Source organism: Streptomyces sp. NPDC005722, assembly GCF_040630935.1.
In the GTDB taxonomy this organism is placed as follows: Bacteria; Actinomycetota; Actinomycetes; order Streptomycetales; family Streptomycetaceae; genus Actinacidiphila.
Genome location: NZ_JBEXYN010000016.1, coordinates 71,348 through 98,288, shown reverse-complemented (window position 1 = coordinate 98,288; position 26,941 = coordinate 71,348). Strand labels below are relative to the sequence as shown.

The 26,941-nt window shown below is 73.7% G+C and carries 25 protein-coding genes; 17 read left to right on the top strand and 8 right to left on the bottom strand.

Features of this window, described 5'->3' with window-relative positions:
* Positions 1-41: 41 nt before the first annotated feature.
* Both ABZ479_RS20225 and ABZ479_RS20220 read left to right on the top strand, forming a co-directional pair.
* Positions 42-716, top strand: a complete 675-nt coding sequence (locus ABZ479_RS20225; protein WP_500462863.1) for a hypothetical protein — start codon at positions 42-44, stop codon at positions 714-716.
* Between the two features lie 3 nt (positions 717-719).
* Positions 720-1,481: a bestrophin-like domain gene (locus ABZ479_RS20220; protein ID WP_500462862.1), complete on the top strand. Its 762-nt coding sequence runs from the start codon at positions 720-722 to the stop codon at positions 1,479-1,481.
* On the opposite strand, the gene ABZ479_RS20215 is transcribed toward ABZ479_RS20220, so the two are convergent.
* On the bottom strand, positions 1,482-2,357 hold the full coding sequence (locus ABZ479_RS20215) for an NAD(P)-dependent oxidoreductase (RefSeq protein ID WP_500462861.1): 876 nt from the start codon (positions 2,355-2,357) through the stop codon (positions 1,482-1,484). It abuts the gene before it with no gap.
* Positions 2,358-2,456: 99 nt separating this feature from the next.
* Between ABZ479_RS20215 and ABZ479_RS20210 the strand changes: the two genes are divergently transcribed.
* The 3 genes from ABZ479_RS20210 (at position 2,457) to ABZ479_RS20200 (ending at position 5,481) form a co-directional block, all read left to right on the top strand.
* The gene (locus tag ABZ479_RS20210) at positions 2,457-3,041 is read left to right on the top strand and encodes a sigma-70 family RNA polymerase sigma factor (RefSeq protein ID WP_499599331.1); all 585 of its coding nucleotides are present in this window, start codon (positions 2,457-2,459) and stop codon (positions 3,039-3,041) included.
* Positions 3,038-3,820 (top strand): anti-sigma factor, encoded by a 783-nt coding sequence (locus tag ABZ479_RS20205; protein WP_500462860.1) that lies wholly within the window; start codon positions 3,038-3,040, stop codon positions 3,818-3,820. Before ABZ479_RS20210 ends, ABZ479_RS20205 begins: the two co-directional genes overlap by 4 nt.
* A gap of 302 nt (positions 3,821-4,122) precedes the next feature.
* Entirely contained in the window at positions 4,123-5,481 is a 1,359-nt protein-coding gene (locus ABZ479_RS20200) for a cryptochrome/photolyase family protein (protein ID WP_500462859.1), read from the top strand.
* Between the two features lie 288 nt (positions 5,482-5,769).
* Here ABZ479_RS20200 and ABZ479_RS20195 read toward each other — a convergent pair whose 3' ends face one another.
* The 5 genes from ABZ479_RS20195 to ABZ479_RS20175 are packed head-to-tail and all read right to left on the bottom strand — an operon-like array spanning position 5,770 to position 11,183.
* Entirely contained in the window at positions 5,770-6,591 is an 822-nt protein-coding gene (locus ABZ479_RS20195) for a DUF1295 domain-containing protein (protein ID WP_500462858.1), read from the bottom strand.
* A 5-nt stretch (positions 6,592-6,596) separates the two neighbouring features.
* Positions 6,597-7,883, bottom strand: coding sequence for a class I SAM-dependent methyltransferase (locus tag ABZ479_RS20190; protein ID WP_500462857.1), 1,287 nt, complete (start codon positions 7,881-7,883; stop codon positions 6,597-6,599).
* On the bottom strand, positions 7,880-9,166 hold the full coding sequence (locus ABZ479_RS20185; RefSeq protein WP_500462856.1) for a class I SAM-dependent methyltransferase: 1,287 nt from the start codon (positions 9,164-9,166) through the stop codon (positions 7,880-7,882). The genes ABZ479_RS20190 and ABZ479_RS20185 overlap by 4 nt, the downstream gene beginning before the upstream one ends.
* Positions 9,163-9,918: a DUF1365 domain-containing protein gene (locus ABZ479_RS20180; protein WP_500462939.1), complete on the bottom strand. Its 756-nt coding sequence runs from the start codon at positions 9,916-9,918 to the stop codon at positions 9,163-9,165. Before ABZ479_RS20180 ends, ABZ479_RS20185 begins: the two co-directional genes overlap by 4 nt.
* Entirely contained in the window at positions 9,912-11,183 is a 1,272-nt protein-coding gene (locus ABZ479_RS20175; protein WP_500462855.1) for an NAD(P)/FAD-dependent oxidoreductase, read from the bottom strand. The genes ABZ479_RS20180 and ABZ479_RS20175 overlap by 7 nt, the downstream gene beginning before the upstream one ends.
* Positions 11,184-11,365: 182 nt before the next feature.
* Here ABZ479_RS20175 and ABZ479_RS20170 point away from each other — a divergent pair, with 182 nt between their 5' ends.
* Genes ABZ479_RS20170 through ABZ479_RS20160 form a run of 3 tightly spaced genes read left to right on the top strand, consistent with a single transcriptional unit; the run spans position 11,366 to position 13,763 of the window.
* Positions 11,366-12,076: an alpha/beta hydrolase gene (locus ABZ479_RS20170; RefSeq protein WP_500462854.1), complete on the top strand. Its 711-nt coding sequence runs from the start codon at positions 11,366-11,368 to the stop codon at positions 12,074-12,076.
* Positions 12,073-12,282 carry a hypothetical protein gene (locus tag ABZ479_RS20165; protein WP_500462853.1) on the top strand — a complete coding sequence of 70 codons (210 nt, stop codon included), beginning with the start codon at positions 12,073-12,075 and terminating at the stop codon, positions 12,280-12,282. The genes ABZ479_RS20170 and ABZ479_RS20165 overlap by 4 nt, the downstream gene beginning before the upstream one ends.
* Positions 12,279-13,763, top strand: a complete 1,485-nt coding sequence (locus tag ABZ479_RS20160) for an SDR family oxidoreductase (RefSeq protein ID WP_500462852.1) — start codon at positions 12,279-12,281, stop codon at positions 13,761-13,763. Before ABZ479_RS20165 ends, ABZ479_RS20160 begins: the two co-directional genes overlap by 4 nt.
* Positions 13,764-13,773: 10 nt before the next feature.
* On the opposite strand, the gene ABZ479_RS20155 is transcribed toward ABZ479_RS20160, so the two are convergent.
* The gene (locus ABZ479_RS20155; protein ID WP_500462938.1) at positions 13,774-14,190 is read right to left on the bottom strand and encodes a MarR family winged helix-turn-helix transcriptional regulator; all 417 of its coding nucleotides are present in this window, start codon (positions 14,188-14,190) and stop codon (positions 13,774-13,776) included.
* A 170-nt stretch (positions 14,191-14,360) separates the two neighbouring features.
* On the opposite strand from ABZ479_RS20155, the gene ABZ479_RS20150 reads away from it, so the two are divergent.
* Positions 14,361-16,496 (top strand): MMPL family transporter, encoded by a 2,136-nt coding sequence (locus ABZ479_RS20150; RefSeq protein ID WP_500462851.1) that lies wholly within the window; start codon positions 14,361-14,363, stop codon positions 16,494-16,496.
* Here ABZ479_RS20150 and ABZ479_RS20145 read toward each other — a convergent pair.
* A complete protein-coding gene (locus ABZ479_RS20145) occupies positions 16,484-16,978 on the bottom strand; it encodes a DUF3145 domain-containing protein (RefSeq protein WP_499598721.1) in 495 nt (164 codons plus the stop codon). The two genes, ABZ479_RS20150 and ABZ479_RS20145, sit on opposite strands and share 13 nt — an antisense overlap.
* Before the next feature lie 236 nt (positions 16,979-17,214).
* Between ABZ479_RS20145 and ABZ479_RS20140 the strand changes: the two genes are divergently transcribed.
* The 8 genes from ABZ479_RS20140 (at position 17,215) to ABZ479_RS20105 (ending at position 26,879) form a co-directional block, all read left to right on the top strand.
* On the top strand, positions 17,215-18,123 hold the full coding sequence (locus ABZ479_RS20140; RefSeq protein ID WP_500462850.1) for an SGNH/GDSL hydrolase family protein: 909 nt from the start codon (positions 17,215-17,217) through the stop codon (positions 18,121-18,123).
* A gap of 198 nt (positions 18,124-18,321) precedes the next feature.
* On the top strand, positions 18,322-19,482 hold the full coding sequence (locus ABZ479_RS20135) for a mandelate racemase/muconate lactonizing enzyme family protein (RefSeq protein WP_499598724.1): 1,161 nt from the start codon (positions 18,322-18,324) through the stop codon (positions 19,480-19,482).
* On the top strand, positions 19,479-20,501 hold the full coding sequence (locus tag ABZ479_RS20130) for a zinc-dependent alcohol dehydrogenase (protein WP_500462849.1): 1,023 nt from the start codon (positions 19,479-19,481) through the stop codon (positions 20,499-20,501). The genes ABZ479_RS20135 and ABZ479_RS20130 overlap by 4 nt, the downstream gene beginning before the upstream one ends.
* A 103-nt stretch (positions 20,502-20,604) precedes the next feature.
* Positions 20,605-21,651 (top strand): hypothetical protein, encoded by a 1,047-nt coding sequence (locus ABZ479_RS20125; RefSeq protein ID WP_499598727.1) that lies wholly within the window; start codon positions 20,605-20,607, stop codon positions 21,649-21,651.
* A gap of 6 nt (positions 21,652-21,657) precedes the next feature.
* Entirely contained in the window at positions 21,658-22,779 is a 1,122-nt protein-coding gene (gene chvE, locus ABZ479_RS20120) for a multiple monosaccharide ABC transporter substrate-binding protein (protein ID WP_499598728.1), read from the top strand.
* A 64-nt stretch (positions 22,780-22,843) separates the two neighbouring features.
* A complete protein-coding gene (mmsA, locus tag ABZ479_RS20115; RefSeq protein ID WP_500462848.1) occupies positions 22,844-24,394 on the top strand; it encodes a multiple monosaccharide ABC transporter ATP-binding protein in 1,551 nt (516 codons plus the stop codon).
* 1 nt (position 24,395) lies between these two features.
* A complete protein-coding gene (gene mmsB / locus ABZ479_RS20110; RefSeq protein WP_499598731.1) occupies positions 24,396-25,655 on the top strand; it encodes a multiple monosaccharide ABC transporter permease in 1,260 nt (419 codons plus the stop codon).
* 42 nt (positions 25,656-25,697) lie between these two features.
* Positions 25,698-26,879 (top strand): aldose epimerase family protein, encoded by a 1,182-nt coding sequence (locus tag ABZ479_RS20105; RefSeq protein WP_500462937.1) that lies wholly within the window; start codon positions 25,698-25,700, stop codon positions 26,877-26,879.
* The last annotated feature ends 62 nt before the right edge of the window (positions 26,880-26,941 follow it).

Here is a 26,941-nt window from a genome sequence, read left to right as displayed (position 1 = left end):
CCCCCGGATGGGCGCGCCCGGCCCCGCGCAGGATCGTGTCCATGAGCATCTGGCTGAGGGGGGCCGGCCTCACGGCGGCCGCGGCGCTGACGGTGCTGGTGCCGGGCGCGGCCGGGGGGACGGCGTACGCGCACGACCCACCCGGGCCACCGGGCCCGCCCGTGGTCCGGTTCCTGCCCGACGGCACCGTACGGGTGGAGACCGGCGGCGGGGCCGTCCGGGTGGAGACACGTGACGGGGAGACCCGGGCCCGGGTCACGCACGGCGGGGACACCGTGGACGCCCGCACGGGCAAGGACGGCTCGTCCGCGACCGTCCGGCGACGGCACTGTCCCGCGTACGAGTCGACGGTGAACGCCCGCACCGACGGCGGCGGTTCACGGGGCTCGGTGTCCTGGCGGCACCCCTGCGGGCCGGCGCCGCGCCCCACCCCCGCCCGCCCCGTGCGCCGCGCACCGGCCCCGGCACCCACGCCGACCCCCACCCCGACACCGACGCCGACGCCGACGCCGACCCCCACCCCGACACCCACGCCCACCCCGACCCCGACCCCCACGCCCCGCGCGGAACTCCCGGTGGTCGCCTACCGCAAGGCGAGCGCGCCGCCCCCGCCCGAGGGGCCGAGCATCGTCCAGCTCATGCTGCTCGTCACCGCCCCGGCGGTCCTGTCCGCCGCGGCGCTCAAACCCCGCTCCCAAGCCCGCTCCCGGAGGTGATCGATGTCGGACTGGCTCGTCCTGGGCATCGCGATGGCCGCGGCCTGCGCCGTGGTGCTGACCATCGTGCTCATCAACCACCGCCGCATCGGGGACGACGACGACCCCTCGGAGACCCCCGACGTCATCGAGTACATGACGATGATGATCGGCGTGGTGTACGCCATCGTCCTCGGCCTCGCCATCGCCGGCGTCTGGGAGGCCCGCGGGGGCGCCGAGGACACCTTCCACCGCGAGACCCAGGCCCTGCACGAGGTGCGGCAGCGGGTCCAGGTCTACCCGGCCGAGGTCCGCGACCAGGTGCGTGCCGACGTGGACGCGTACGTCTCCTACGTCGCGCACACCGAACTGCCCTACATGATCAAGCACGGGGAGAACACCGGGCGCGGCTCGGAGCTCCTCGACAAGGTGCGCCGCGACGTGACCGACTTCGAACCGCGCACCCCGCTGGCCAACCAGGCGTACCAGCCGGTCGTCGACCAGGTCGCGGCCGCCGACGACGCGCGCACCGGACGCGGCGAGAACGCCGGTCCGACCATGCCGGGGGTGGTGTGGTTCGGCCTGGTCACCGGCGCCCTCGTCGCGGTGGGACTGATCTTCAGCCTGCAGATCCGGCGCTCCCGGCGGGAACTCGTCCTCGCCGGGCTCTACAGCGCCCTGATCGCCTTCCTGCTCTTCCTCATCTGGGACCTGGACGCCCCCTTCGGCCGCGACCCGGCCGAGGCGGCGGCGTCCTTCACCAGCCTCTTCCCGCACATCGGGTGATCACTTCTCGAAGCTCGCGAAGTACGAGGCCACCATGTCCTCCGCCCCGTGCCCGAGCTCGGCCGCGCGGCGGAAGCGCTCGGCGCCCGCCGCCATGACGTCGAGCCGGACCCCGGCGGACTCCCCGGCCTCCACGATCAGCCGGGCGTCCTTCTCCGCGGTGTGCACGGCGAAGCTGGGGGTGAAGTCGCCGGCCAGGACCGCCGCCGACTTCGCCCGCAGGTAGCCCATGTCGAGGGTGCCGCCGGAGACGGCCTGGAGGAAGTCCGCTGCGTCCACGCCGAGGCCCTTCGCGAGCGCGAGGGCCTCGGCGGTGCCGTGGGTGACCGTCAGCACCCAGCTGTTGACGACCAGCTTGAGGCGGCTGGCGGCGCCCTCGGCCGCGTCCTCCCCCACCCACACGGTGCGGCTGCCGATCGCGTCGAAGACCGGCGCCACCTTCTGCCGGGCCTCCTGCGGCCCGGCGGCCAGCACCAGGAGCTGCCCGTTCTCCGCGGGCTGCCGGGTGCCCAGCACGGGCGAGTCGAGGAAGACGACGCCGTGCTCCCGCGCGAACTGCGCGAACGCCCCGAGGGCGGCCACGCCCGCGGTGGTGCACTGCGCCCACACCGCGCCCTTACGCAGCGCCGGCGCCGCCTGCCGCATGGTCTCCAGGGCGGAGTCGGCGTCGTGCAGGATGGTCACCACCACGTCGGCACCGTCCACCGCCTCCGCGGGGGTGTCGACGACGCGTGCGCCGTCCTTGCCGAGCGGCTCGGCCTTCTCCTTCGTTCGGTTCCACACGCGGACGTCGAGGCCGGCCCCGACGAGGTTGCGGGCCATCGCGGCACCCATGATCCCGGTGCCCAGAACTGCTGCTGAAGTGGTGTCGGACATGAGTGCCACGGTACGACGGACCCATCCGAAACGCTCGCGGCGCCGAATGCCGGACGGGACACTTGTCCGCGACACCCGGAATCGAACGCTGGAGGTGTGGTGAGGGAACCGCTGCGGTTCGGCAGGCCCGCACGGCAGGGGCCGGACCCCTCGGAGCTGCTGCTCGCCGTCGCGCGCGGCGACCAGGAGGCCTTCGCCCGGCTGTACGACGCCGTGAGCGGACCGGTGCTCGGGCTGGTGCGCGGAGTGCTCAGGGACCCCGCGCAGTCGGAGGAGGTGACGCAGGAGGTGCTGGTGGAGGTGTGGCGCACCGCCGCCCGCTTCCGGCCGGAGAAGGGCAGCGCGATGACCTGGGTGATGACCCTGGCCCACCGCAGGGCCGTGGACCGGGTGCGGTCCGCGAACGCGGCGGCCGACCGCGAGCACAAGGCGGCGCTGCTGGAGCGCACCCCCGCCTACGACGAGGTCACCGAACAGGTCGAGGCCCGGCTGGAGGCCGAACAGGTGCGGCGCTGCATGCGCACCCTCACCGAGGTGCAGCACCAGTCGGTGACCCTCGCCTACTACCGGGGGCTGACGTACCGGGAGGTCGCCGAGCTGCTGGCGCTGCCGCTGGGCACCGTCAAGACCCGGCTCCGGGACGGGCTGATACGGCTGCGCGACTGCCTGGGGGTGACCGCGTGAGCACCGAGGCCGAACTGCACACCCTCACCGGCGCCTACGCCGTCGACGCGCTGACGCGGCACGAGCGCGCGGAGTTCGAACGCCACCTCGCGGAGTGCGAGGCCTGCGCGCTGGAGGTGCGCGAGCTGGCGGCGACCGCCGCCCGCCTCGGGCTCGCCGCGGCCGAGCCCGTCCCGCCCCGCGTGAAGGACGACGTCATGCGGCTCATAGCCAACGTGCGGCAGGAGCCGCCGTCGGTGCCCGAGCCGCCCCGCGCCGCGGCCCGGGCGACGCGCCGCCGCGCCTCGCAGCCCGCCCGGCGCCGGGTCCGCTTCGCCCTGGCGGCCTGCCTCGCCGCGGCCGCGGCACTGGGCGGGGTCGCGGTCTGGCAGCAGCAACAACTCGGCGACCTGCGCCAGGAGAACCGGCAGACCCAGGCCCAGGCGGAGCAGATCTCCCGGGTCCTGGCGGCGCCCGACGCCGTCACGACCTCCGCGAAGCTCGCGGGCGGCGCCAACGGCACGGTGGTCGTCTCCCGCAGCCAGGACCGCGCAGTGTTCTTCGCCCACGGCATGCCGGCGCTGACCGGCGACCGGGTCTACCAGCTCTGGTACGCCGACGGCGACACGATGCGCTCCGCGGGCCTCATGCCGAAGCCGTCCGGTGGCGACACCACCCAGGCCGTCCTCCTCCAGGGCGCCGTCGACGGCGCCTCCGGCATGGGCATCACCGTCGAGCCCCCCGGCGGCTCCCCCCGGCCCACCTCCGACCCGCTGGCCCTTGTGACCTTCCCGGCGTAGCACCCGTGCCGCGCACCGGCCCGCCCCGGGCGCGGTGCGCGGCACGGGCCGCCGCTGAGGGCGCCACGGAGGCACCCGGACGCCCGGCACACGACTCGTACGGCATCGCCGGGAGGCCGTGCCACGAGGCGGCACACCGACGCGTGGACGGCCGGGGAACGCGGCCCAGCTCGGGCAACGCCGGCACGCCGCGCCCCTGCGGGGTCGCGGAGCGCGACGCGGCGGGGCGCCTCACGGCGTGGGGAGGGGCGGCGCCATAGGCTCGCCGGGCGGCACCACCGGCCAGGAGGAGTGCAACGGACGTGACGACGACGTCGATCTGCCTGTTCACCGCCGATCTGCGGCTGCACGACAACCCCGTCCTGCGTGCCGCCCTCGACTCCGCCGCCCAGGTCGTCCCCCTGTTCGTGCTCGACGAGGCCATCGAGGCGGCGGGCTTCGCCGCGCCCAACCGCGCCGCGTTCCTCGCCGACTGCCTCGCCGACCTCGACGAGGGGCTGCGGAAGCGCGGCGGACGGCTGGTGCTGCGCCGCGGGGACGTGGCACGCGAGACCTGCCGGGTCGCCGAGGAGACCGGTGCCGGGCAGGTGCACATCGCCGCCGGGGTGAGCCGCTACGCCGCGCGGCGCGAGGAGCGGCTGCGGAAGGCGCTGACCGGGGCCGGACGTGAACTGCGGGTGCACGACGCCGTGCTGACGGCGGTCGCGCCCGGTGCGGTGACCCCGGCGGGCAAGGACAGCTTCGGGGTGTTCACCCCGTACTTCCGGCGCTGGGAGACCGTGGACCTGCGCGACCCGCTGGGCGCCCCCCGCACCGTCCGGGTGCCGGACGGCGTGACGTCCCGCCCGCTCCCGAAGGCGCCGAAGGACACCTCGCCCGGGCTGCCCGCGGGCGGGGAGACCGAGGCCCGCGAACGCTGGCGGGCCTGGCGGGCGTCGGGGCTCTCCGCGTACGAGGACCGGCACGACGACCTGGCGGGCGACGCCACCTCCCGGCTCTCGCCCTACCTGCACTTCGGCTGCCTGTCGGCCACCGAACTGGTCCGGAGCGGCCGGGACGCCGGCGGGCCCGGCGCGGACGCGTTCGTACGGCAGCTGGCGTGGCGGGAGTTCCACCACCAGGTGCTCGCCGCCCGCCCCGACGCCGCCTCCCGGGACCTGCGCACGCGCGGCGACCGCTGGCGCGGCGACGGCCCGGAGGCGGACGCGTGGCGCGAGGGCCGCACCGGCTACCCCGTGATCGACGCGGCGATGCGGCAGTTGCGGCACGAGGGCTGGATGCACAACCGGGCGCGGCTGCTGGCCGCGAGCTTCCTGACGAAGACGCTGTACGTGGACTGGCGGATCGGCGCCGCGCACTTCCTGGATTTGCTGGTGGACGGCGACGTCGCCAACAACCAGCTGAACTGGCAGTGGGTGGCGGGCACCGGCACCGACACCCGCCCCAACCGGGTGCTCAACCCCCTGGTGCAGGCCCGCCGTTTCGACCCGGACGGCGCCTACGTGCACCGCTGGGTGCCGGAACTGGCCGACGTGCCGGGCGGCGCCGTGCACCGCCCCTGGCGGCTCCCCGAGGCGGAACGCGCCGCCCTGGACTACCCCGCCCCCCTCGTCGACCTCGACGAGGCCCTCGCCCGCTTCCGCGGCGCCCGCGCCAAGTAGCGGCCCTCCCCGGAGGTGAGCCGCGTCAACCGGCCTGCGGACGGGCGGCCTTCCGCCCGGGAAGCGCGGCATCCTCTGCGGCCGTGAACACACGGAGGGGACAGCCGTTCCACCCCGGCACCCCGCCTCCGGCCGCCCGCGACCGTCCGACCACCCGCCCCGCCCGGCCACGCCACTCGGCCCGCTGCCACGGCGCCCGCGGCACGCAGCGACGCCCGCGCACACCCCGCGCCGGACCGCCGGGCCACCCGGCACCCCCACGCTCGGCCCGGCGCCGCGGGCCGCCGCTCACCGGGGCGGGGCAGCGCCCTGCCCCCGCGGCGGCCGGGGGAAGAAGCCGCTGGTGCGTGCGGCGTAGCCGGCCCAGCCGGGGCGGTCCGCCATGTGGCGTTCCAGCAGGGCCTTGCCGCTGCCCCGGGTGAGCAGGTACGACATCAGCAGCGGCGAGACGGCCGACACCACGGCGGCCTGCCAGGCGTCGCAGGTGAGCGCGAACAGGCCCCACCAGACGCAGAAGTCGCCGAAGTAGTTGGGGTGCCGGGTCCAGCTCCACAGGCCGCGGTCCATGATGCGGCCGCGGTTCGCCGGGTCGGCCTTGAAGCGGGCCAGTTGGTGGTCGCCGACGGCCTCGAAGAGCAGGCCGGTGAGCCAGAGCAGCGCGCCGACGACGGCCGCCGGGCCGACCGGGCCGGGGACGTACGAGGCGGCCTGGACGGGCAGCGAGACGACCAGGACGAGCGCGCCCTGCAGCAGGTACACCGCGCGCAGGGCGTAGGCGGCCCGGCTGCCGGGGGCCTTGGCCAGGAAGACCTCGTAGCGGGGGTCCTCGCCGTGGCCGCGCCCGCGGCGCGCGATGTGGACGGCGAGCCGCAGGCCCCACACGGCGGTCAGCGCGAACACCAGCGCGCGGCGGGCCGGGTCGCCGTGCCCGGCGGACATGCCGTAGGCGGACGCGGCGACCGCCGTGAAGGCCGCGCCCCAGGCGACGTCGACGTAGCGGTGCCGGCCGCGGGACAGCGCGAAGGCGAAGGTGGCGAGCATGACGGCGAGCGCGGCCCCGGCCGCCACGGCCGCGCCCGCCCCGAACGCGCCCCAGGGGAAGCCGTCCATCGCCCTCACCACCCGGTGTACCAGGCGGCGGGCGTGCCGGCCGGGGCACCGGTGCCGTCGGCGGTGGGCCGTACGGCGAGGATCTGGTCGACGCCCATGCGGCGTTCCGCGAAGGCCAGCGCGCCGCCCGCCAGGTACAGCCGCCACACACGGGCGGTCTCCTCGCCGGCCAGGAGGACGACGTCGGGCCAGCGCCGCTCCAGGGTGGCCAGCCAGGCCCGCACGGTGCGCACGTAGTGCTCGCGCAGCGACTCCACGGCCTTGACCTCCAGCCCCGCGTCCTCCAGCAGGTTCACGGTGCGGCCCAGCGGCCGCATGTGCATGTCGGGGGCGATGTACGTCCCGATGAAGGCGCCGCCGCCGGGGGCGGCGCGCCCGCGGGACATCTGCTGCACCAGTGCCCTGCCCCGGGGGCGCAGCATGCGGTGGACGGCGGCCGCGAACCGCGGGTAGTGCTCGTCGCCGACGTGCTCGCCCATCTCGACCGCGCTGACCGCCTCGTAGCCGCCGTCCCCCTCCAGGTCGCGGTAGTCGCGCAGTTCGACGGTGACGTACTGCTCCAGCCCCTCCCGGCGGATCCGCTCGCGGACGAAGTCCCGCTGGGCGGCGGAGAGGGTGACGGCGTGGACCTGCGCGCGGTGGGTCCGGGCGGCGTGCAGGGCGAGCGCGCCCCAGCCGCAGCCGATGTCGAGCAGCCGCGTGCCGGGGCGCAGGTCCAGCTTGCGGCAGATGAGTTCGAGCTTGTCGCGCTGGGCGTCGGCGAGGCCGTACGTGGGGTCGTCGTCGCGGGTCCAGTAGCCGCAGGAGTAGGCCATGGAGGGGTCGAGGAGGAGTTCGTAGAAGTCGTTGGACAGGTCGTAGTGGTGGCTGACGGCGGCCCGGTCGCGGCTCCTGGTGTGCGGGGTGCCGTGGAGCCTGGCGCGGCCGCGGGGGGCGGGCGGGCGCGGCCCGACCGCGCCGAGCCGTAAGGCGGCGCCGGCGGCGCGGAGCCGGTCGCCCGCGGTCAGCCGGGGAGGGCGCAGCCCGCCGTCCCGGGTGGCGTGCCACAGGGCGCGCAGCCCCTCGGTGAGGTCGCCGCGCACGTCGATGTCGCCGGTGATGTACGCCTCGGCGAGGCCGAGTTCGCCGGGCTGCCACAGGAGTCTTCGCAGCGCGCGCCGGGAGCGCAGGACGACCAGCGGGGCGTCGCGCGGCCCGGCCGTGCTGCCGTCCCAGGCCCGCAGCCGTACGGGCAGCGGGCCGCCCGTGAACCGCTCCAGCAGCGGGGCGAGGGTGTCCGCGGCGCCCCTCACCTGCCGGCCTCCCCACGGGTCAGCCGCAGTTGGACCACGTCGAGGTAGCCGGAGCGGAAGCCGGCCTCGGAGTAGGCGAGGTAGAGGGTCCACATGCGGCGGAAGGTCTCGTCGAAGCCGAGGGCGGCGACGTCGGCGGCGCGTTCGGTGAAGCGCTCGCGCCACAGCCGCAGCGTCTCGGCGTAGTGCGGGCCGAAGCCGTCGCAGGAGGCGACGCGCAGCGCGGTGTGCTCGTCGAGGGTCCGGTCGATCGCCTCCAGCGAGGGGATGAGGCCGCCCGGGAAGACGTACTTCTGGATCCAGGTGTGGGTGTCGCGGGTGGCGAGCATGCGCTCGTCGGGCATGGTGATCGCCTGGAGGGCGACCGTGCCGCCGGGGGCGAGCAGCCGGTCCAGGGCGGTGAAGTACGCCGGCCAGTACTCGGCGCCGACGGCCTCGATCATCTCGACGCTGACGACGGCGTCGAAGCTCCCGGTCACCTGCCGGTAGTCGCGCAGCCGGACGGTGGCCCGGTCCTGCTGCCCCGCGGCGGCGATCCGGTCAGTGGCGAGCCGGCGCTGCTCCTCGGAGAGGGTGACGGAGACGACCTCGGCGCCGCGGCGGGCGGCGCGGACGGCGAGTTCGCCCCAGCCGGTGCCGATCTCCAGCAGCCGGGTGCCCTCGCCGACGCGTGCCAGGTCGAGCAGCCGGTCGATCTTGCGGTGCTGTGCGGCGGCCAGTTGGGCGCGCCGGGCGGGGAAGCCGCGGAAGACGGCCGAGGAGTAGGTGAGGGTCTCGTCGAGGAAGAGCGAGAACAGCTCGTTGGACAGGTCGTAGTGGGCGTGGATGTTGCCGCGGGCGCCGTCGAGGGTGTTGCGCCGTTCCGAGGGCTGCCGGTGCGCCCACAGGGGGCGCAGCCGTTGCAGCGGCCGTGGGACGAGTTCGGTGACGTGCGAGGCGAGCACGGTGAGGACGGCCGTCAGGTCGGGCGCGTCCCATTCGCCGGCCATGTAGGACTCGCCGAAGCCGATGAGGCCGCCGGTGCCGACCCGGCGGTGGAAGGCCTCGGGGTCGGCGATCAGCACGGCGGGACCGCCCGTGCCGAGTACGGGGCCGCCCTCGCCGAGGCGGCAGCGCAGCGGCAGCCGGCTCAGGGCGCGTCGTACGACGGCGCCGGCGGCGGCGGCGCGCAGGCGGGAGCAGCGTGGTGGTGCGGCGACGTCCGGCCAGCGGCGGGGGTCCACGCCGGTGGCGCGGGCGGCGGCGGAGGCGGAGAGGGGGACGGACGTGGTGGACGTGGTCACTCGAAACCCTCCTGGGGCGCGTGGACGGGACGGTGCTGCACGGGCAGTCCGCGCAGCAGCAGCCGGATGCCGTGCCGGCGGATGCCGGCCGACACCGCGGCCGTGGACCAGGGGTGGCGGGCGGCGGCGCGCAGCAGGCCCGGCGCGGTGGCCGGGCGGCGTTCGCCGCGCACGGTGGCGGTGAACGGGGTGCCGCCGCCGGGGCGTTCCAGGTGGACGGTGAGGTGCAGCCGGTCGTGCGGCTCGGGCAGCCGCATGCGGTAGCCGCCGTCGACGGGGAAGAACGGCGAGACGTGGAAGTCCTTGGCGACGTGGGCGCCGTCGCGTTCGTCGGTGTGCAGCAGGTAGGCGTGCCGCTCCCCGTAGGTGTTGTGGACCTCGGCGACGACGCAGACGAGGGCGCCGGCCGGGTCGTGGCACCAGTACAGGGTCAGCGGGTTGAAGACGTGGCCGAGGACCCGGGCGTGGCAGAGCATCCGGACCGGCCCGCCGTGCAGGTCGACGCCCCGCACGGCGAGGTAGGCGTCGAGGGCGGCCCGTACGGTCGGGTGCCGTCCGCCGAAGTGGTCGCGCGGGTCGAAGCGGGCGAGCGGCCGCAGCGCGGCGGGGAGCCGGGGCGGCCGGGCGGGGTCGGTGAGCCACATGTAGGTGCGGTGGGTGAAGGCGTGCCGCAGCGGCCGGGTGCGGACGTGGGTGATCGTGCACTCGTACAGGGCGGGCACCTGCGCGGGCAGGCCGGCCGGGGTCACCAGCTCACCCCCAGCCGGCGGGCGGCCTCGGCGCCGGAGCGGCAGCCGTCCTCGTGGAAGCCCCAGCCGTGGTAGGCCCCGGCGTAGACGGTGACGGGGGTGGCGAGGGCGGGCAGCCGCCGGCGCGCGGCCAGCGACCCGGGGGTGTAGACGGGGTGCTCGTACACCATGCGGGCGAGGACCCGGGCGGGGTCGACCCGTCCGTCGTCGCCGAGGGTGACGATGTGGCGCTCGGGGGTGTCCAGCCGCTGGAGGCGGTTCATGTCGTAGCTGACGCGGACCCCGCCGGGGTCGGGGGCGCAGGACGGCATGAGGTGGTTCCAGGAGGCGCGGGCGGCGCGGTTGCGGGGCAGCACCGCGGTGTCGGTGTGCAGCAGCGTCGGGTTGCGGGAGTACGGGATGGCGCCGAGCACCGCGCGCTCGTCCGCGGTGGGGTCGGCGAGCAGCCGCAGCGCCTGGTCGGGATGGGTGGCGACGACCACCGCGTCGTAGGTCTCGGTCTCCCCGTCGTCGGTGACGACGTCGGCGCCGTCGGCGTGCCGCCGCAGGGCGCGCACGGGGGTGGCGGTGCGGACCGCGGAGAGCCGTTTGACGATGCGCTCGACGTAGACGCGTGAGCCGCCGGTGACGGTGCGCCAGGTGGGTGAGCCGTCGACCGAGAGCATCCCGTGGTGGTCCAGGAAGCGGAAGAGGTGTTCCGCCGGGTAGTGCGCCGCGGTCCGCGGCGAGCAGGACCAGACGCAGGACACCAGGGGGGTCATGAAATGGGCCGTGAAGTACGCCGAGAACCCCCCCGCGCCGAGGAACTCCCCCAGCGTGGCGGTGTCGTCGGAACCGCCCTCCGCGAGCAGCCGCCGGGCCAGGCGGTGGAATCGGGGCACTTCGGCCAGCATACGCAGGTAGGCGGGGCGCAGCGCGTTGCGCGGCTGGGCGAAGATCCCCGACGGGCCGCGGGCGCCGGCGTACTCCAGTCCGCAGCCCTCGCAGCGGACGGACATGCTCATCTCCGACTCCTGCGTGGGGACGCCGAGTTCGGCGAAGATCCGCAGCAGGTGGGGGTAGGTGCGCTCGTTGTGGACGATGAAGCCGCTGTCGACGGCGGTCACCCGGCCGTCGCGGGAGGGGACGTCGTGGGTGTGCGCGTGTCCGCCGAGGCGGTCGTCGGCCTCCAACAGCGCTACGTCGCAGTGCCGTTGCAGCAGGTAGGCGGCGGTGAGCCCGGCGACCCCGCTGCCCACGACGGCCACCCTTCGCCTTCTGTCGGTCACGTGCCGTCCCTTCGTCGCGTTCCACTCCCTGCTGGGTGGTTCGGAGCCCGCGGCGGGGCGGATTGGTCCGTAGGGCAATCCGCCGTGCCCGCGGCGGCGAATCCATGGGTGGAGGCACGTGACGGGCGGGGCCGCGAAGGGCGGCCGATAATGACGGAGAGCGCACGAGAGAGGCGGATCCGATGACGTACGGTGACGAAGCGGGCGACGGCGGGCCGCGTCCGGCGCTGGTCCCGTACGTGCTGCCCCGGCGGCCCCGCGCTGCCGTCCTGGCGCTGCACGGCGGCCGCGCGGAGGGCCTGGAACCGCCCCCGCCGTGGAACCTCCCGGCGGCCCGGATGCGTCCGTTCGTCCGCGCGATCGGCCGGGCCACGGCCGGGCACGAGGTGGCGCTGGCGGGCGTCCGCTACCGGCACCGCGGCTGGAACGGCGCACGGGAGGACGCCGCGCGGGACGCCCTGCGGGCGCTGGAGGCGCTGCGGCAACGGGCTGGGGAGGTGCCCGTGGTGCTGGTGGGGCACTCGATGGGCGGCCGGGCGGCACTGCGGGCGGCCGGGCACCCGCTGGTGGGCTCGGTCGTGGGGCTGGCGCCGTGGTGCCCGGAGGGCGAGCCGGTGGGGCACCTGGCCGGACGCCGACTGGTGCTGCTGCACGGCGACCGGGACCGGGTCACCGACCCCGCGGGCTCGCTGACCCTGACCCGGCGGGCCCGGGAGGCGGGCGCCCGGGCCTGCCACCTGGTGGTGCCGGGCGGCGACCACGCGATGCTGCGCGGCGCCGGGACCTGGCACGCCCTGACGACCCGCCTGGTGGCCGGCCTGCTGCGGCTGCGTCCGCTGCCGCCGGAGGTGGCGGGCGCACTGACCGCCCCGGGAACGGAAGGAGCGCGATGAGCCCGCGTCTGCGAACGGCCGCCCGCCCGGCCACCGGCCCGACGGGCACCGCGCCGGCCGCACACCACGCCCGGGCCCCGCTGGTCCCGCTCCTGCTCACGGTGGCCCTGCCCGCGCTGGCGGCCCTGGCGACCGTGCTGCGCGCCCTGCTGCCGCCGGAGCCGGCGGCCGGCCCGTACGCCCGTGACGCGGGGAGTCCGCGATGAGCCTCACCTGCCTCGTGACGGGCGCCACCGGCTACATCGGCGGCCGCCTCGTCCCGGAACTGCTGGAGGCCGGGCACCGGGTGCGCTGCCTGGCCCGTACGCCCGGCAAGCTGCGCGACCACCCCTGGGCGGGCGAGGTGGAGGTCGTCAAGGGCGACGTCACGGACCCCGGGTCGGTGGCGGCGGCGCTGGAGGGCGTGGACGTCGCGTACTACCTGGTGCACGCCCTGGGCAGCGGGCGGGACTTCGAGCGGACCGACCGGAGGGCCGCGGAGGTCTTCGGGTCCCGCGCGCGGGCCGCGGGCGTCCGGCGGATCGTCTACCTGGGCGGGCTGACCCCCGCCGCGGTGCCCGAGCGCGAACTGTCGCCGCACCTGCGCTCCCGCGCCGAGGTGGGCCGGGTGCTGCTCGCCTCCGGCGTGCCGACGGCGGCCCTGCGGGCCGCGGTGATCATCGGCTCCGGCTCGGCCTCCTTCGAGATGCTGCGCTACCTCACCGAACGACTGCCGGTGATGGTCACCCCGCGCTGGGTGGGCACCCGGATCCAGCCGATCGCCGTACGGGACGTGCTGCGCTACCTGGTGGACTGCGCGACGCTGCCGCCCGAGGTGAGCCGCGCCTTCGACATCGGCGGCCCCGACGTGCTCACGTACCGCGCCATGATGCTGAAGTACGCCGGGGTGGCGGGGCTGCCGCCGCGGCTGATCGTGCCGGTGCCGGTGCTGACGCCGCGGTTGTCGAGCCACTGGGTCGGCCTGGTCACCCCGGTGCCCGCCGGCATCGCGCGACCGCTGACGGAGTCGCTGCGGTACGAGGTGGTCTGCCGCGACCACGACATCGCACGGTGGGTGCCGGACCCGCCCGAGGGGATGATCGGCGTCGAGCAGGCGCTGCGCCTGGCGCTGCAGCGCATCCGGGAGGCGAACGTGGTCACCCGCTGGTCGTCGGCCGCGGTGCCCGGCGCGCCGAGCGACCCGCTGCCGACGGACCCGGACTGGGCGGGCGGCTCCCTCTACGCCGACCGCCGGACGCGGGTCGTGGACGCGTCCCCCGAGGCGCTGTGGCGGGTCATCGAGGGCATCGGCGGCGACAACGGCTGGTACTCCTTCCCGCTGGCCTGGGCCGTGCGCGGCTGGCTCGACCGCTTCGTGGGCGGGGTCGGGCTGCGCCGGGGGCGGCGGGACGCGGCGCACCTGCGGGCGGGCGACTCGCTCGACTTCTGGCGGGTGGAGGAGATCGAGCCGGGCCGGCTGCTGCGGCTGCGCGCCGAGATGCGGCTGCCGGGCATGGCCTGGCTGGAGCTGACGGCCGGCCGGGACGTCGCCGGGCGCACCGTCTACGGGCAGCGGGCGCTGTTCCACCCGCGCGGGCTGGCGGGCCACGCGTACTGGTGGAGCGTGTCGCCGTTCCACTCGGTGGTGTTCGGCGGCATGGCGCGCAACATCGCCGCGGCGGCCCGGGAGGGCGCGGCGGGGCCGTGACGGCGGCCGCTCAGTCCTGGACGGGGGCGCGCAGGGCCGTCAGCTCGTCGTTCATCGCGGCGAGGAAGCGCATCACGACGGCGAGTTCGTCCTCGGTGAAGCGGGCGCGTGCCGCGTCGGTGCCGTGGGCGAGCGGGCGGAAGAACTCCCGGGCCACCGCCCTGCCCCGCGGGGCGTAGTGCAGATGGACCACGCGGCGGTCGGCGGCGTCCCGGGTGCGGCGGATGTGGCCGGTGCGTTCGAGCCGGTCGAGGCAGGCGGTGACGGCACCGGAGGTCAGGTTGAGGCGTTCGCGGAGCAGACCGGGGGTCATGGCGCCGCCCTGGCCGTCGCCGTCGAGGATCGCGACCAGCGCCTGCACGTCGGTGTGGTGCAGCTTCTGGCTCTGCGCGAAGTCCTGCGCGATGCGGTTGAACTCGCCGTTCATCCGGCGCAGCTGCACGGCGAAGGCCTGCAGCCCGGTCGGGGACTCGTCCTGGAGGTTGTCGGGCACCCCCCCATCGTAAATAATCTCGATTATCAAGATACTCAATCGCTGAGATATACCCTTCCTCGCGGGGGAGAATCCCCCGGTTCCACGTCCCACGGGAGAGAGCGATGACATCCCTGCCGCGCGCCGTCCGCTGGCTGCTGCCCGTGCTGGTGCTGGTCGCCTGGCTGGGCATCGGGGGCAACCTCGGCCCGTACGCGGGCAAGCTGGGCGAGGTCTCCACCAACGACCAGGCGGCCTTCCTGCCGCGCAGCGCCGAGTCCACGAAGGCCGTCGCCGAACGGACGGCCTTCACCCGGAACGGGACGGTGCCGGCGATCGTCGTCTGGACCGCCGACCGCGGCCCGGTGACGGACGCCCAGCAGCAGGCCGCCACGGCCGCCCTGGCCTCGCTGTCCGGCACGCAGGGCGTGGCCGGGCGCCCCTCCCCCGCGGTGCGCTCCGAGGACGGCCGGGCCCTGCAGGGCGTCGTACAGCTGCGCCCCGACCTCGGCCGGGAGGTCGGGGACGCCGTCGGCCGGATCCAGGACACCGCGGCCGGCGTCGCGGGGACCACCGCCCACGTCGCCGGACCCGCGGCCTCGCAGGCCGACCTGGGCGACGCCTTCGCGGGCATCGACGGGCTGCTGCTGTTCACCGCGCTCGGCGTGGTGCTGGCGATCCTGCTGCTGGTCTACCGCGCCCTGCTGCTGCCCCTGGTCATCATCGTCGGCTCGGTCTTCTCGCTCGGCCTGGCCTGCGGGGTGGTCTACGTGCTGGCCGACCACGGCCTCGTCCGGGTCGACGGCCAGGTCCAGGGCATCCTGTCGATCCTCGTCATCGGCGCGGCCACCGACTACGCGCTGCTGCTGGCCGCCCGCTTCCGCGAGGAACTCGCGGCCCGCGGCGACCGGTTCGCGGCGATGCGGGCCGCGCTGCGCCGCTCCGCCGGGGCGATCGTGGCGAGCGCCGCCACCGTGGCCCTCGGCCTGCTCGCGCTGCTCGCCAGCGACCTCACCAACAACCGCGCCCTCGGCCCGGTCGGCGCCGTCGGGATCGTCTGCGCCGTCGCGAGCAGCCTGACCTTCCTGCCCGCGGCGCTGCTCCTGCTCGGCCGCGCCGCCTACTGGCCCGCCCGGCCGCGGGAGCGGCGCCCGGAGGGCGAGGGCGTGTGGCGGCGGATCGCGGCCCTGGTGGACCGCGCGCCGCGCCGGGTCTGGGCCGTGAGCCTGCTGGTCCTGGTGGGCTGCGCCGCCTTCTCCCCCGCGCTGACCGCCCGCGGGGTGCCGCTGGACGAGATCTTCGTCCACCAGGCCCCCTCGGTGACCGCCCAGCGCGTCCTCGGCGCGCACTTCCCCGGCGGATCGGGGAACCCCGCGGTGGTCATCGCGGAGGCGGACCGGCTCGACCAGGTCACCCGCGCCGCGGCCGGCACCGCCGGGGTCGACTCCGTCGCCCCGCGCACCGCCTCGGGCCGCCCCGGCGGGGGCGAGCCGCTCGTCGCCGGCGGCCGGGTCCTGCTGGAGGTGACGCTGGACGACGCCGCCGACTCCGACGCCGCCAAGGCCACGGTGCAGCGGCTGCGCACGGCCGTGCACGCGGTGCCCGGCGCGGAGGCGGTGGTCGGCGGCTACACCGCCCAGCAGCTGGACACCCAGCGGACCGCGGAGCGCGACCGGACCCTGGTCGTCCCCGTCGTCCTCGCGATCATCCTGGTGATCCTCGGGGCGCTGCTGCGCAGCCTGCTGCTGCCGCTGCTGATGGTCGCCACGGTGGCCCTCAACTTCGCGGCCACCCTGGGGGTGTCGGCGCTGGTCTTCCGCCACGTGTTCGGCTTCTCGGCGACGGACGCCTCGGTGCCGCTGTACGGCTTCGTCTTCCTGGTGGCCCTCGGCGTGGACTACAACATCTTCCTGATGACCCGGGTCCGCGAGGAGACGCTGGCCCACGGCACGCGGCGGGGCGTCCTGCGCGGGCTGACCGCCACCGGAGGGGTGATCACCTCGGCGGGCGTCGTGCTCGCGGCCACCTTCGCGGCGCTCGGGGTGATCCCGCTGGCCTTCCTGGTGCAGATCGCCTTCATCGTCGCCTTCGGGGTGCTGCTGGACACCCTGCTGGTGCGCTCGTTCCTGCTGCCCGCGCTGGTACGGGACATCGGCCCCACGGTGTGGTGGCCCGGCGCCGCGGCACGCACCGGCGACGGCCCGCCGGCGCCGGAAGGCACCACGGCACCGCCGCGGGTGGCGGAACGTCAGACGACCTGATGCAGCCAGCGCACGGGGGCGCCCTCACCCGCGTAGCGGAAGGGCTCCAGCTCGTCGTCCCACGGCTTGCCGAGCAGCTTGGCGACTTCCGTCTCCAGGTCGGCCTCGCCCTTGCGGGCGCGGGCGAGCGCGGCGCGCAGCCGGTCCTCGGGGATGAGGATGTCCCCGTGGATGCCGGTGACGGCGTGGAAGATGCCGAGTTCGGGGGTGCTGCTGTAGCGCTCCCCCTCGGAGCCGGCCGACGGCTCCGCCGTCACCTCGAAGCGCAGCAGGTGCCAGCCGCGCAGCGCGGACGCCAGTTTGGAGGCGGTGCCGGCTTCCGCCTGCCAGGAGAACTCGGCCCGCCAGGTGCCCGGAGAGGCGGGCTGGCGGATCCAGTCCAGGTTCACGCGCACGCCGAGGACGCCCGCCACTGCCCACTCGACGTGCGGGCACAGCGCGCGTGGCGCGGAGTGCACGTACAGAACTCCACGTGTCGTCACCGGGACCTCCAGTGTGGGACGAGGTACGCCTTCCCCAGCGGCCTCACGCCCATAACCGAGCCATCCGGGACAGCAGTGGACATTCTGCACTAATCATAACGAATGAGACAAGATCTGACCTCTGATCACCTCTTTCGCACCACCTGTCAGGGAAAAAGCTACCGCGCGGCGTCAGGCGAGGAGTGACGTACTGTCGGGATCAGCGAGAAGTCACCCACTCGTCCGAGGGAGAACGGATGCGCCAGTCGCTCCCGCGCGGGGCCAGCGGCGCCCTGATCGTGCTGGTCACCCTGCTCACGACGGCACTCGCGGCCGGCTGCTCGGCCGGTCAGGGCCCGAACAGCACCGAGGCCGCCGCCGCGGGGCGGGCGGGCGCGGAGAAGCGCCCCACGCGGGTGTGGGACACCACCCCGGCCTCGCTGGCCGCGCTCGGGGACTCCATCACCCGCGCCTTCGACGCCTGCGGGATCCTGACGGACTGTCCGGACCTGTCCTGGGCGACCGGCAGCCGCAAGTCCGTGGAGAGCGTGGCCTCCCGGGTGCTGGACAAGCCCGCCACCGAGAGCTGGAACCTGGCGGCCAGCGGCGCCAAGATGCACGACCTGGCGGCCCAGGCGAAGAAGGCGGTCGAACTGCGGCCGCAGCAGGTGACGATCCTGATGGGGGCCAACGACGCGTGCGCGCGCAGCACCGACCGCATGACCCCGGTGGCCGAATACCGCAAGGATTTCTCCGCGGCCCTCAGGACCCTCGACCGCGACCTGCCGAAGGCCCAGGTCTTCGTCGCGAGCGTGCCCGACCTGATGCGCCTGTGGGACGTCGGCCGGCAGAACGCGCTGGGGCGGCAGATCTGGAAGCTGGGCCTGTGCCCGTCGATGCTCTCCGACGCGCAGTCGATGACCACGGCCGCCCAAGACCGCCGGCGGACCGTACGCGAACGGGTGATGGCCTACAACGACGTCCTGCGGCAGGAGTGCGCGCGCCTCGAGCGCTGCCGCTACGACGACGGCGCGGTCTTCGACTACAGGTTCACCCAGAAGGAGCTGAGTCCCTGGGACTGGTTCCACCCGAGCGCCGAGGGTCAGGCGAAGCTGGCGGGACTGGTCTACGCGGCGGCCTTCGGGCCGGGCGCGGTCGGACGCTAGGGCGTACCCGCCACCCCCGTTCGGGGTTTCGGACACGGCGCGGTGCGCGCCACGGGCGGACGGACTCACTTCGGCAACATCGCCGTCACCTCCCCGGCACACCCATTGACACCGCCGGGAGCCCGTAACTACGTTCCCTTCAACATTTCGAACGTGTGACGAAATCTCGAACGACACACCCTGTAAGGGGCGGCTTCCGTGCGCATCACCGGCATCAGCACCCATGTGGTCGGCACTCCCTGGCGGAATCTCACCTATGTACTCGTCCACACCGACGAGGGGCTCACGGGCGTCGGCGAGACCCGCATGCTCGGCCACACCGACGCGTTGCTCGGCTACCTCCGCGAGGCGGAGGTCAACCACATCGCCGGCTCCGACCCCTTCGCGGTCGAGGACCTGGTCAGCCGGATGAAGTACGGCGACTACGGGCGCGCCGGCGAGATCGTCATGTCCGGCATCGCCGTCATCGAGATGGCCTGCTGGGACATCAAGGGCAAGGCGCTGGGCGTCCCCGTCTGGCAGCTGCTCGGCGGCAAGGTGAACGAGAAGGTCAAGGCGTACGCCAACGGCTGGTACACCACCGAGCGCACCCCGGAGGCGTACCACAAGGCCGCCCGCGCCGTGGTGGAGCGGGGCTACCGCGCCCTGAAGATCGACCCCTTCGGCACCGGCCACTTCGAGCTGGACCACGCGGCGACCTCCTACTCCATATCCCTCATCGAGGCCGTGCGCGACGCGATCGGCCCCGAGGCCGAGCTGCTGGTGGAGATGCACGGGCGGTTCAGCCCGGCGACCGCGATCCGCGTCGCGAACGAACTGGCGCCCTTCAAGCCCAGCTGGATCGAGGAGCCGGTGCCGCCGGAGAACCTCAAGGCCCTGGCGAAGGTGGCCGCCCACACCGACCTGCCGATCGCGACCGGTGAGCGCATCCACGACCGCTACGAGTTCCGCGAGCTGTTCGAGCTGCAGGCCGCCGACATCATCCAGCCCGACCTCGGGCACATCGGCGGCATCAACGAGGTCCGCAAGCTCGCCGCCACCGCGGAGACCCACTACGTGCTGGTCGCCCCGCACAACGTGGGCGGCTCCGTGCTCACCGCCGCGAGCCTCCAGCTCGCCGGGTGCACCCCCAACTTCAAGATCCTCGAGCACTTCAACGACTTCGCGGACTCCGAGATCAAGAAGGTCGTCAAGGGCGCCCCCGTGGTGGGCGAGGACGGCTGCTTCACCCTCTCGGACGCGCCTGGCCTCGGTGTCGAGCTCGACGTCGACGCCGCCGCCGAGTTCCCCCAGCAGCAGGCCCGTTTCGACCTGTGGGCCGAGGGCTGGGAGCGCCGCAAGCCGAAGGGCGCGAAGTGACCGTCCACACCCCCCGCGCCGTCGTGCTCGACGGGCCCGGCCGGCACCGGGTCGCGCCGGCCGGACCGGTGCCGCCCGGTCCGGGCGAGGCGCTGGTCCGCGTGCACGCGGCGGGCATCTGCGGCAGCGACCGTGAGATGTACGCCGGCACCCGCCCCGAGGGGTACGTCCGTTACCCCGTCACCCCCGGCCACGAGTGGTCGGGCACGGTGGAGGCGGTCGGCGCCGGGGTGACCGCGGGCCTGGTGGGCCGGAAGGTCGTCGGCGAGGGCTTCCGCAACTGCCAGGTCTGCGAGCGCTGCCACGCCGGGGAGACCACGCTGTGCAGCGCCCCGTACGAGGAGACGGGCTTCACGCAGCCCGGCGCCATGGCGGACACCCTGACGCTGCCCGCCCGGCTGCTGCACGTCCTGGACGACGCCGCCGACCTGCGCACCGCCGTGCTCCTGGAGCCGGCCGCGTGCGTGGCGGCGGCGCTGCTGAAGGCCCCGGCCGCGCCCGGCGACCGGGTGGCGGTCGTCGGCACCGGCACGCTCGGCATGCTGGCGGTGCAGTTCCTGGCCGCGGTGTCCCCGGCGGAGCTGCTGGTGGTGGGCACGGGCCGGGTCCGGGAGGAGCTGGCCGCCTCGTTCGGTGCCACGCGGTTCCGCACCGCCGCCGAACTGGGCCCGGAGGAGGGGACGTACGACCTGGTGGTCGAGGCCGCCGGGTCCGCCTCCGCGGCCCACGTCTCGGCGGGGCTGCTGCGCCGCGGTGGCCGGCTGGCGCTGACCGGCATCCCCGCGCCGGGGGCGCTCGGACTCGACCCGACCGACCTGGTGGTGCGCCAGCTGACCGTGCACACGGTCTTCGGCGCGCCGCCCGCCGCCTGGGCGCACACCGTCCGGGCCTTCGACGCCGGGATCCTGGACCCCGCTCCGCTGATCACGCACGACCTCCCCCTGGAGGAGTACGCCGACGCCCTGGAGCTGCTGGGGAGCCGGGACCCCAAGGTGGGGAAGGTGCTGCTGCGTCCGTGACCGCTCCCTGCACGGCGGGCACACGATGTCCCTTCCGTGCCCTCCCACACCCAATGAACCGAACGTCGTCCGACATGCCGAACGACGAGAACGAAGGAGCACCGTGACCGACGCACCCACCCCGAGCCCCGGCACGGCCGGCGCCGCCTCAGGCGCCCGCCGCCCGGGCCAGTACGCGCTCGCCCTCCTCGGTCACGGCGCGCCGGCGGACGACCCGGCCGACGCCTCCCCGCACTCCTTCCCCGACGGCGGCACCTGGCGCACCGAGATCCCCTCCGTGGAGGGCCCGGAGGCGCTCGCCACCGTGTTGGAGGAGAGCGAGCGGCTGGAGGTGCCGGTCCACCGCATCAGCCAGGGCAGCGGCATCTGGATGCTGACGGACGCGGAGATCACCGAGATGGTCACCGCCTGCGCCGAACGCGACGTCGAGCTCTGCCTGTTCACCGGCCCCCGCGGCACGTGGGACATCGGCGCCGCGACCCGTACCGACTCCCGCGGCGGGGGCCTGCGCGCCCGCGGTCACGACCAGGTGGCCGGCTGCGTCGAGGACGCGCTGCGGGCGGCCGCCCTCGGCGTGCGCTGCCTGCTCGTCGCGGACGAGGGCGTGCTGTGGCTGCTGCACCAGCTGCGCGAGCAGGGGCTGCTGCCGGCCGACACCACCTTCAAGGTCTCGGCGCTGGTCGGCCCGGTCAACCCGGCGGCCTACGCGGTGTGGGAGCGCCTCGGCGCCGACTCCATCAACATCCCCTCCGACCTGACCCTCCAGCAGATCACCGAGATCCGCCGGGTCAGCCGGGCGCCGATGGACTTCTACATCGAGGCCCCCGACGACCTCGGCGGCTTCGTACGGCTCTACGATGCGGCGGAGCTGATCCGCCGCGGTGCGCCGATCTACCTCAAGTTCGGGCTGAGCAAGGCTCCCGGCATCTACCCGTACGGACGTCAGCTGCGGGAGGTCGCCCTGTCGACCGCCCGCGAGCGGGTCCGGCGCGGCCGCCTTGTGCTCGACCTGCTCTCCCGGCTGGGCGCGGACGGCGGGCACTCCCCGCTGGGCGCGCGACTGCCGGGCCCGCTCCACCGCTTCCCCCAGGACATCGCGACCGACCCGGACCAGGCGACCGACCCCCGCCTGGCCGCCGAAAGGATCTGATCAGCCATGCGCATCGCCAGAGCCGCACACCTGCGCACCACAGCCGCGCTGATAGCAACCCTCGCCCTCGGGGCCACCGCGACCGCCTGCGGGCAGAGCGACAACACCGGCGGCGGCGACAAGGACGGGGGGAAGGGCGGCACCATCGGCATCGCCATGCCCACCAAGTCGTCGGAGCGCTGGATCGCCGACGGCGACAACATGGTCAAGCAGTTCAAGGCCCAGGGCTACAAGACCGACCTGCAGTACGGCGACGACAAGGTCGAGAACCAGGTCGCCCAGATCCAGAACATGATCACCAAGGGCGACAAGCTGCTGGTGATCGCCGCCATCGACGGCTCGGCCCTCAGCGACGTGCTGCAGCAGGCCCACGACGCGGGCATCAAGGTCATCTCCTACGACCGCCTCATCCTGGGCTCGGAGAACGTCGACTACTACGCGACCTTCGACAACTTCAAGGTCGGCCAGCTCCAGGCCGGTTACATCGTCGAGAAGCTGGGCCTGAAGGACGGCAGCAAGAAGGGCCCCTTCAACATCGAGCTGTTCGCCGGCTCGCCCGACGACAACAACACCAAGTACTTCTTCAACGGCGCGATGGACGTCCTCAAGCCGTACATCGACAAGAAGCAGCTGGTGGTCAAGAGCGGCCAGACCGAGATGACCCAGGTCACCACCCTGCGCTGGGACGGCGCCACCGCCCAGGCCCGCATGGACGACCTGCTCAGCAAGTCGTACACCTCCGACGAGGTGGACGCGGTCCTGTCCCCGTACGACGGCATCTCCCGCGGCATCATCTCGGCGCTGAAGAGCGTGAGCTACGGCACCGCCCAGAAGCCGCTGCCGATCGTCACCGGCCAGGACGCCGAGGTCGCCTCGATCAAGTCGATCATCGCGGGCGAGCAGGCCCAGACCGTCTACAAGGACACCCGCGAACTCGCCAAGGTCGCCGTCCAGATGGGCAACGCGGTGCTGACCGGCGGCAAGCCGGAGACCAACGACACCAAGACCTACGACAACGGCAAGAAGGTCGTCCCGACCTACCTGCTGCCGCCGGTCAGCGTCGACAAGTCGAACTACAAGGAGACCGTGGTCGACTCCGGCTACATCAAGGAGTCCGAGCTCCAGTAGTCCGGAGCCCGGAGCACGACCGACGATCCCCCCTCCCACCACCCGAGGAGAACGGAAAGCAGGAATGGCCGGACCCGTCCTCGAAATGCGCTCCATCACCAAGACCTTCCCAGGGGTCAAGGCGCTCTCCGACGTCACCCTGACTGTCGCCGAGGGCGAGGTCCACGCCATCTGCGGTGAGAACGGTGCGGGCAAGTCGACCCTGATGAAGGTGCTCAGCGGGGTCTATCCGCACGGCAGTTACGAAGGGGAGATCCTCTTCCGCGGTGAGACCTGCGAGTTCCGCGACATCCGCGCGAGCGAGCAGCGCGGCATCGTGATCATCCACCAGGAACTCGCCCTGGTGCCCTACCTGTCCATCGCCGAGAACATCTTCCTCGGCAACGAGCACTCCACCCGCGGTGTCATCAGCTGGAACGAGACGATGCTGCACGCGGCCCGGCTGCTGAAGCGGGTCGGGCTGGCCGACGCCCCGTCCACCCGCGTGGCGGACATCGGCGTCGGCAAGCAGCAGCTCGTCGAGATCGCCAAGGCGCTGTCCAAGGAGGTCAAGCTCCTCATCCTGGACGAGCCGACCGCGGCCCTGAACGACGAGGACAGCCGCAAGCTCCTGGACCTCATCCTGGAGTTCAAGGAGCACGGCATCTCCTGCATCATCATCTCGCACAAGCTCAACGAGATCGCCAGGGTCGCCGACTCCATCACCATCCTGCGCGACGGGCGGACCATCGAGACGCTCGACATGAAGGCCACCGACGAGGACGGCGAGAACACCGTCACCGAGGAGCGGATCATCCGCGGCATGGTCGGCCGCGACCTCGACCACCGCTTCCCCGAGCGGGAGCCGGAGATCGGCGAGGTGGCCTTCGCCGTCGAGGACTGGACCGTGCACCACCCGATCGACCAGCAACGCAAGGTCGTCGACGGGGTCTCCCTCAACGTCCGGCGCGGCGAGATCGTGGGCATCGCCGGGCTGATGGGGGCCGGCCGCACCGAACTGGCCATGAGCGTCTTCGGCCGCTCCTACGGCCGCGGCATCAGCGGCCGGGTCTACCTGCACGGCGAGGAGATCCGTACCCGCACCGTCCCGGAGGCGGTGGGCCACGGCATCGCCTACGTCACCGAGGACCGCAAGCACTACGGGCTGAACCTCATCGACGACATCAGCCGCAACATCTCGCTCAGCGCCCTGTCCAAGGTCGCCCGGCGCGGTGTCGTCAACCAGCACGAGGAGGCCCGCGTCGCCGAGTCCTTCCGCTCGACGATGAACATCAAGACCCCGACGGTCTTCGAGACCACGGGCAAGCTGAGCGGCGGCAACCAGCAGAAGGTCGTCCTCAGCAAGTGGATCTTCGCCGGACCCGAGGTCCTCATCCTCGACGAGCCCACCCGGGGCATCGACGTCGGCGCCAAGTACGAGATCTACACGGTCATCAACGACCTGGCGGCCCAGGGCAAGGCCGTCGTCTTCATCTCCTCCGAACTGCCGGAGCTGCTCGGCATGTGCGACCGCATCTACACGATGTCGGCGGGGCGGCTGACCGGGGAGATCCCGCGCGAGAGCGCGACGCAGGAAGTGCTGATGCGCCACATGACCATGGACCGAGGTAACTGAGATGGGCAGCCCGGTGAAGACCGACAAGACTCCTCCGCCGCCCGCCGGGGGCGCGGCCGCGACCGCCGGGGGCGGCGGCACGGGAGGCGGGGCCGCCGGCCTCCTGCTGCAGGCGGCACGGCGCAACATGCGCCAGTACGGCATGATCATCGCGCTGGTGCTGATCGCGGCGCTGTTCCAGATATGGTCCGGCGGCATCCTGCTCAAACCGCAGAACGTCACCAACCTCATCGGCCAGAACAGCTACATCCTGATCCTGGCCATCGGCATGATGGTCGTGATCATCGCCGGCCACATCGACCTGTCCGTCGGCTCGCTCGCGGCCTTCGTCAGCGCGGCCGCCGCGGTGATGATCATCCACCACCACGTGTCGTGGCCGCTGGCCCTGGTCGCCTGCCTGCTCATCGGCGCGGTCGCGGGTGCCTGGCAGGGCTACTTCATCGCGTACGTCGGGATCCCGTCGTTCATCGTGACCCTGGCCGGCATGCTGCTCTTCCGCGGCGGCACGCAGATCTTCCTGGAGGGCCAGTCCATCTCGCCCTTCCCGCAGGGCTTCCAGAAGATCGGCAACGGCTTCCTGCCCGAGGTCGGGCCGCACACCAACTACCACAACCTGACGCTGCTCATCGGTCTCGTGGTGATCGCCATCACCGTCGTCCAGGAGATCCGTGACCGCCGCCAGCAGCTCGCGTACGACCTGGACGTGCTGCCGCGCAACTTCTTCCTGCTGAAGCTGCTCGCCATCGTCGCCTGCGTCGTCGCCTTCACCATGACCCTCGCCAGCTACCACGGCGTGCCGATCGTGCTGCTCATCCTCGCCGGACTGCTCATCGTCTTCGGCTTCGTGATGCGCAACGCCGTCGTCGGCCGCCACGTGTACGCGCTCGGCGGCAACCAGGCGGCGGCCAAGCTCTCCGGCGTCAAGGACAAGCGGGTCGTCTTCCTGGTCTTCGTGAACATGGGCGTGCTCGCCGCCCTCGCCGGACTGGTCTACGCGGCGCGGCTGAACGCCGGCGTGCCGCAGGCCGGCATCAACTTCGAGCTCGAGGCCATCGCCGCCGCCTTCATCGGCGGTGCCTCCGCCACCGGCGGCGTCGGCACGGTGCTGGGCGCCATCATCGGCGGCCTGGTGCTCGGGGTGCTCAACAACGGGATGTCGCTGGTCGGCATCGGCACGGACTACCAGCAGGTCATCAAGGGTCTGGTGCTCCTGGCCGCGGTCGGCTTCGACGTCTGGAACAAGCGCAAGGTCGGTTCGTAAAGCAGCTACCTATCGAAGGAGCCGCAAGTGAACAGACGTACATTGATCGCGGGCGCGGCGCTCGGGGCGGTCGCGCCCGCGATCGGCGGGACGAACGCCTGGGCGGCCGGCAGGGCCGCCACGGCGCGGCAGACCGCCGACGCCAGGCACAGGCCCGCGGGCAGGAGCAAGGTGAGCAAGGAACACTTCGGGACCCTCGACGACGGCACCAAGGTCGACATCTGGACGGTCAGCAACGGCGGGATCACCCTCAAGGTGCTCTCGTACGGCGGCGTCGTCCAGACCCTGGAGCTGCCCGACCGGCGCGGCCGCCGCGTCAACGTGTCCCTCGGATTCGACGACCTGGCCGGCTACGTGGCGAACAGCCCGTACTTCGGCGCCCTGATCGGCCGCTACGGCAACCGCATCGCGGGCGGGAAGTTCACCCTGGACGGCCACACCTACCAGCTGCCCGTCAACGACGGCCCGAACAGCCTCCACGGCGGCGACCGGGGCTTCGACAAGCGGGTCTGGGCGGTCGAGGGCTTCACGGCGGGCTCGGACGCCGGGCTCGTGCTGCGCTACACCAGCGCGGACGGCGAGATGGGCTACCCGGGCACGCTCAAGGTCAAGGTCGTCTACACCCTGACCGCCGACGCCCGGTGGCGGATCGACTACACCGCCACCACCGACAAGGCGACGGTCGTCAACCTCACCAACCACACGTACTTCAACCTGCGCGGCGAGGGCGACGGCGGCATCTACGACCACGAGGTCCGGATCGCCGCCCGGCGCTACACCCCGGTCGGCTCCACCCTGATCCCGACCGGTGAGCTGGCGCCCGTCGCCGGCACCCCGTTCGACTTCCGCTCCCCGAAGACGATCGGCCGCGACATCCGCTCCGCCCACCAGCAGATCCTGTACGGGCAGGGCATCGACCACAACTTCGTGCTCGACAAGGGCCGCACGGCCGCACCCGAGCACATCGTGACGGTCACCGAGCCCGTCTCCGGGCGGGTCATGCGGATCGCCACCACCGAGCCCGGTGTGCAGTTCTACACGGGCAACTTCCTGACCGGGGCGTTCGCCGGCTCCTCGGGCCGGGTCTACCGGCAGGGCGACGGCTTCTGCCTGGAGACCCAGCACTTCCCGGACTCCCCCAACCAGCCCGCGTTCCCGTCGACGGTCCTGCGGCCGGGGCAGACCTACCGTTCCACCACGGTGCACTCCTTCGGCACCCACTGAGCGGCGCCACCCTCCCCGCGGGCGGGGGCGGCCGGGATTCTCTCCCGGGCGCCCCCGCCTGT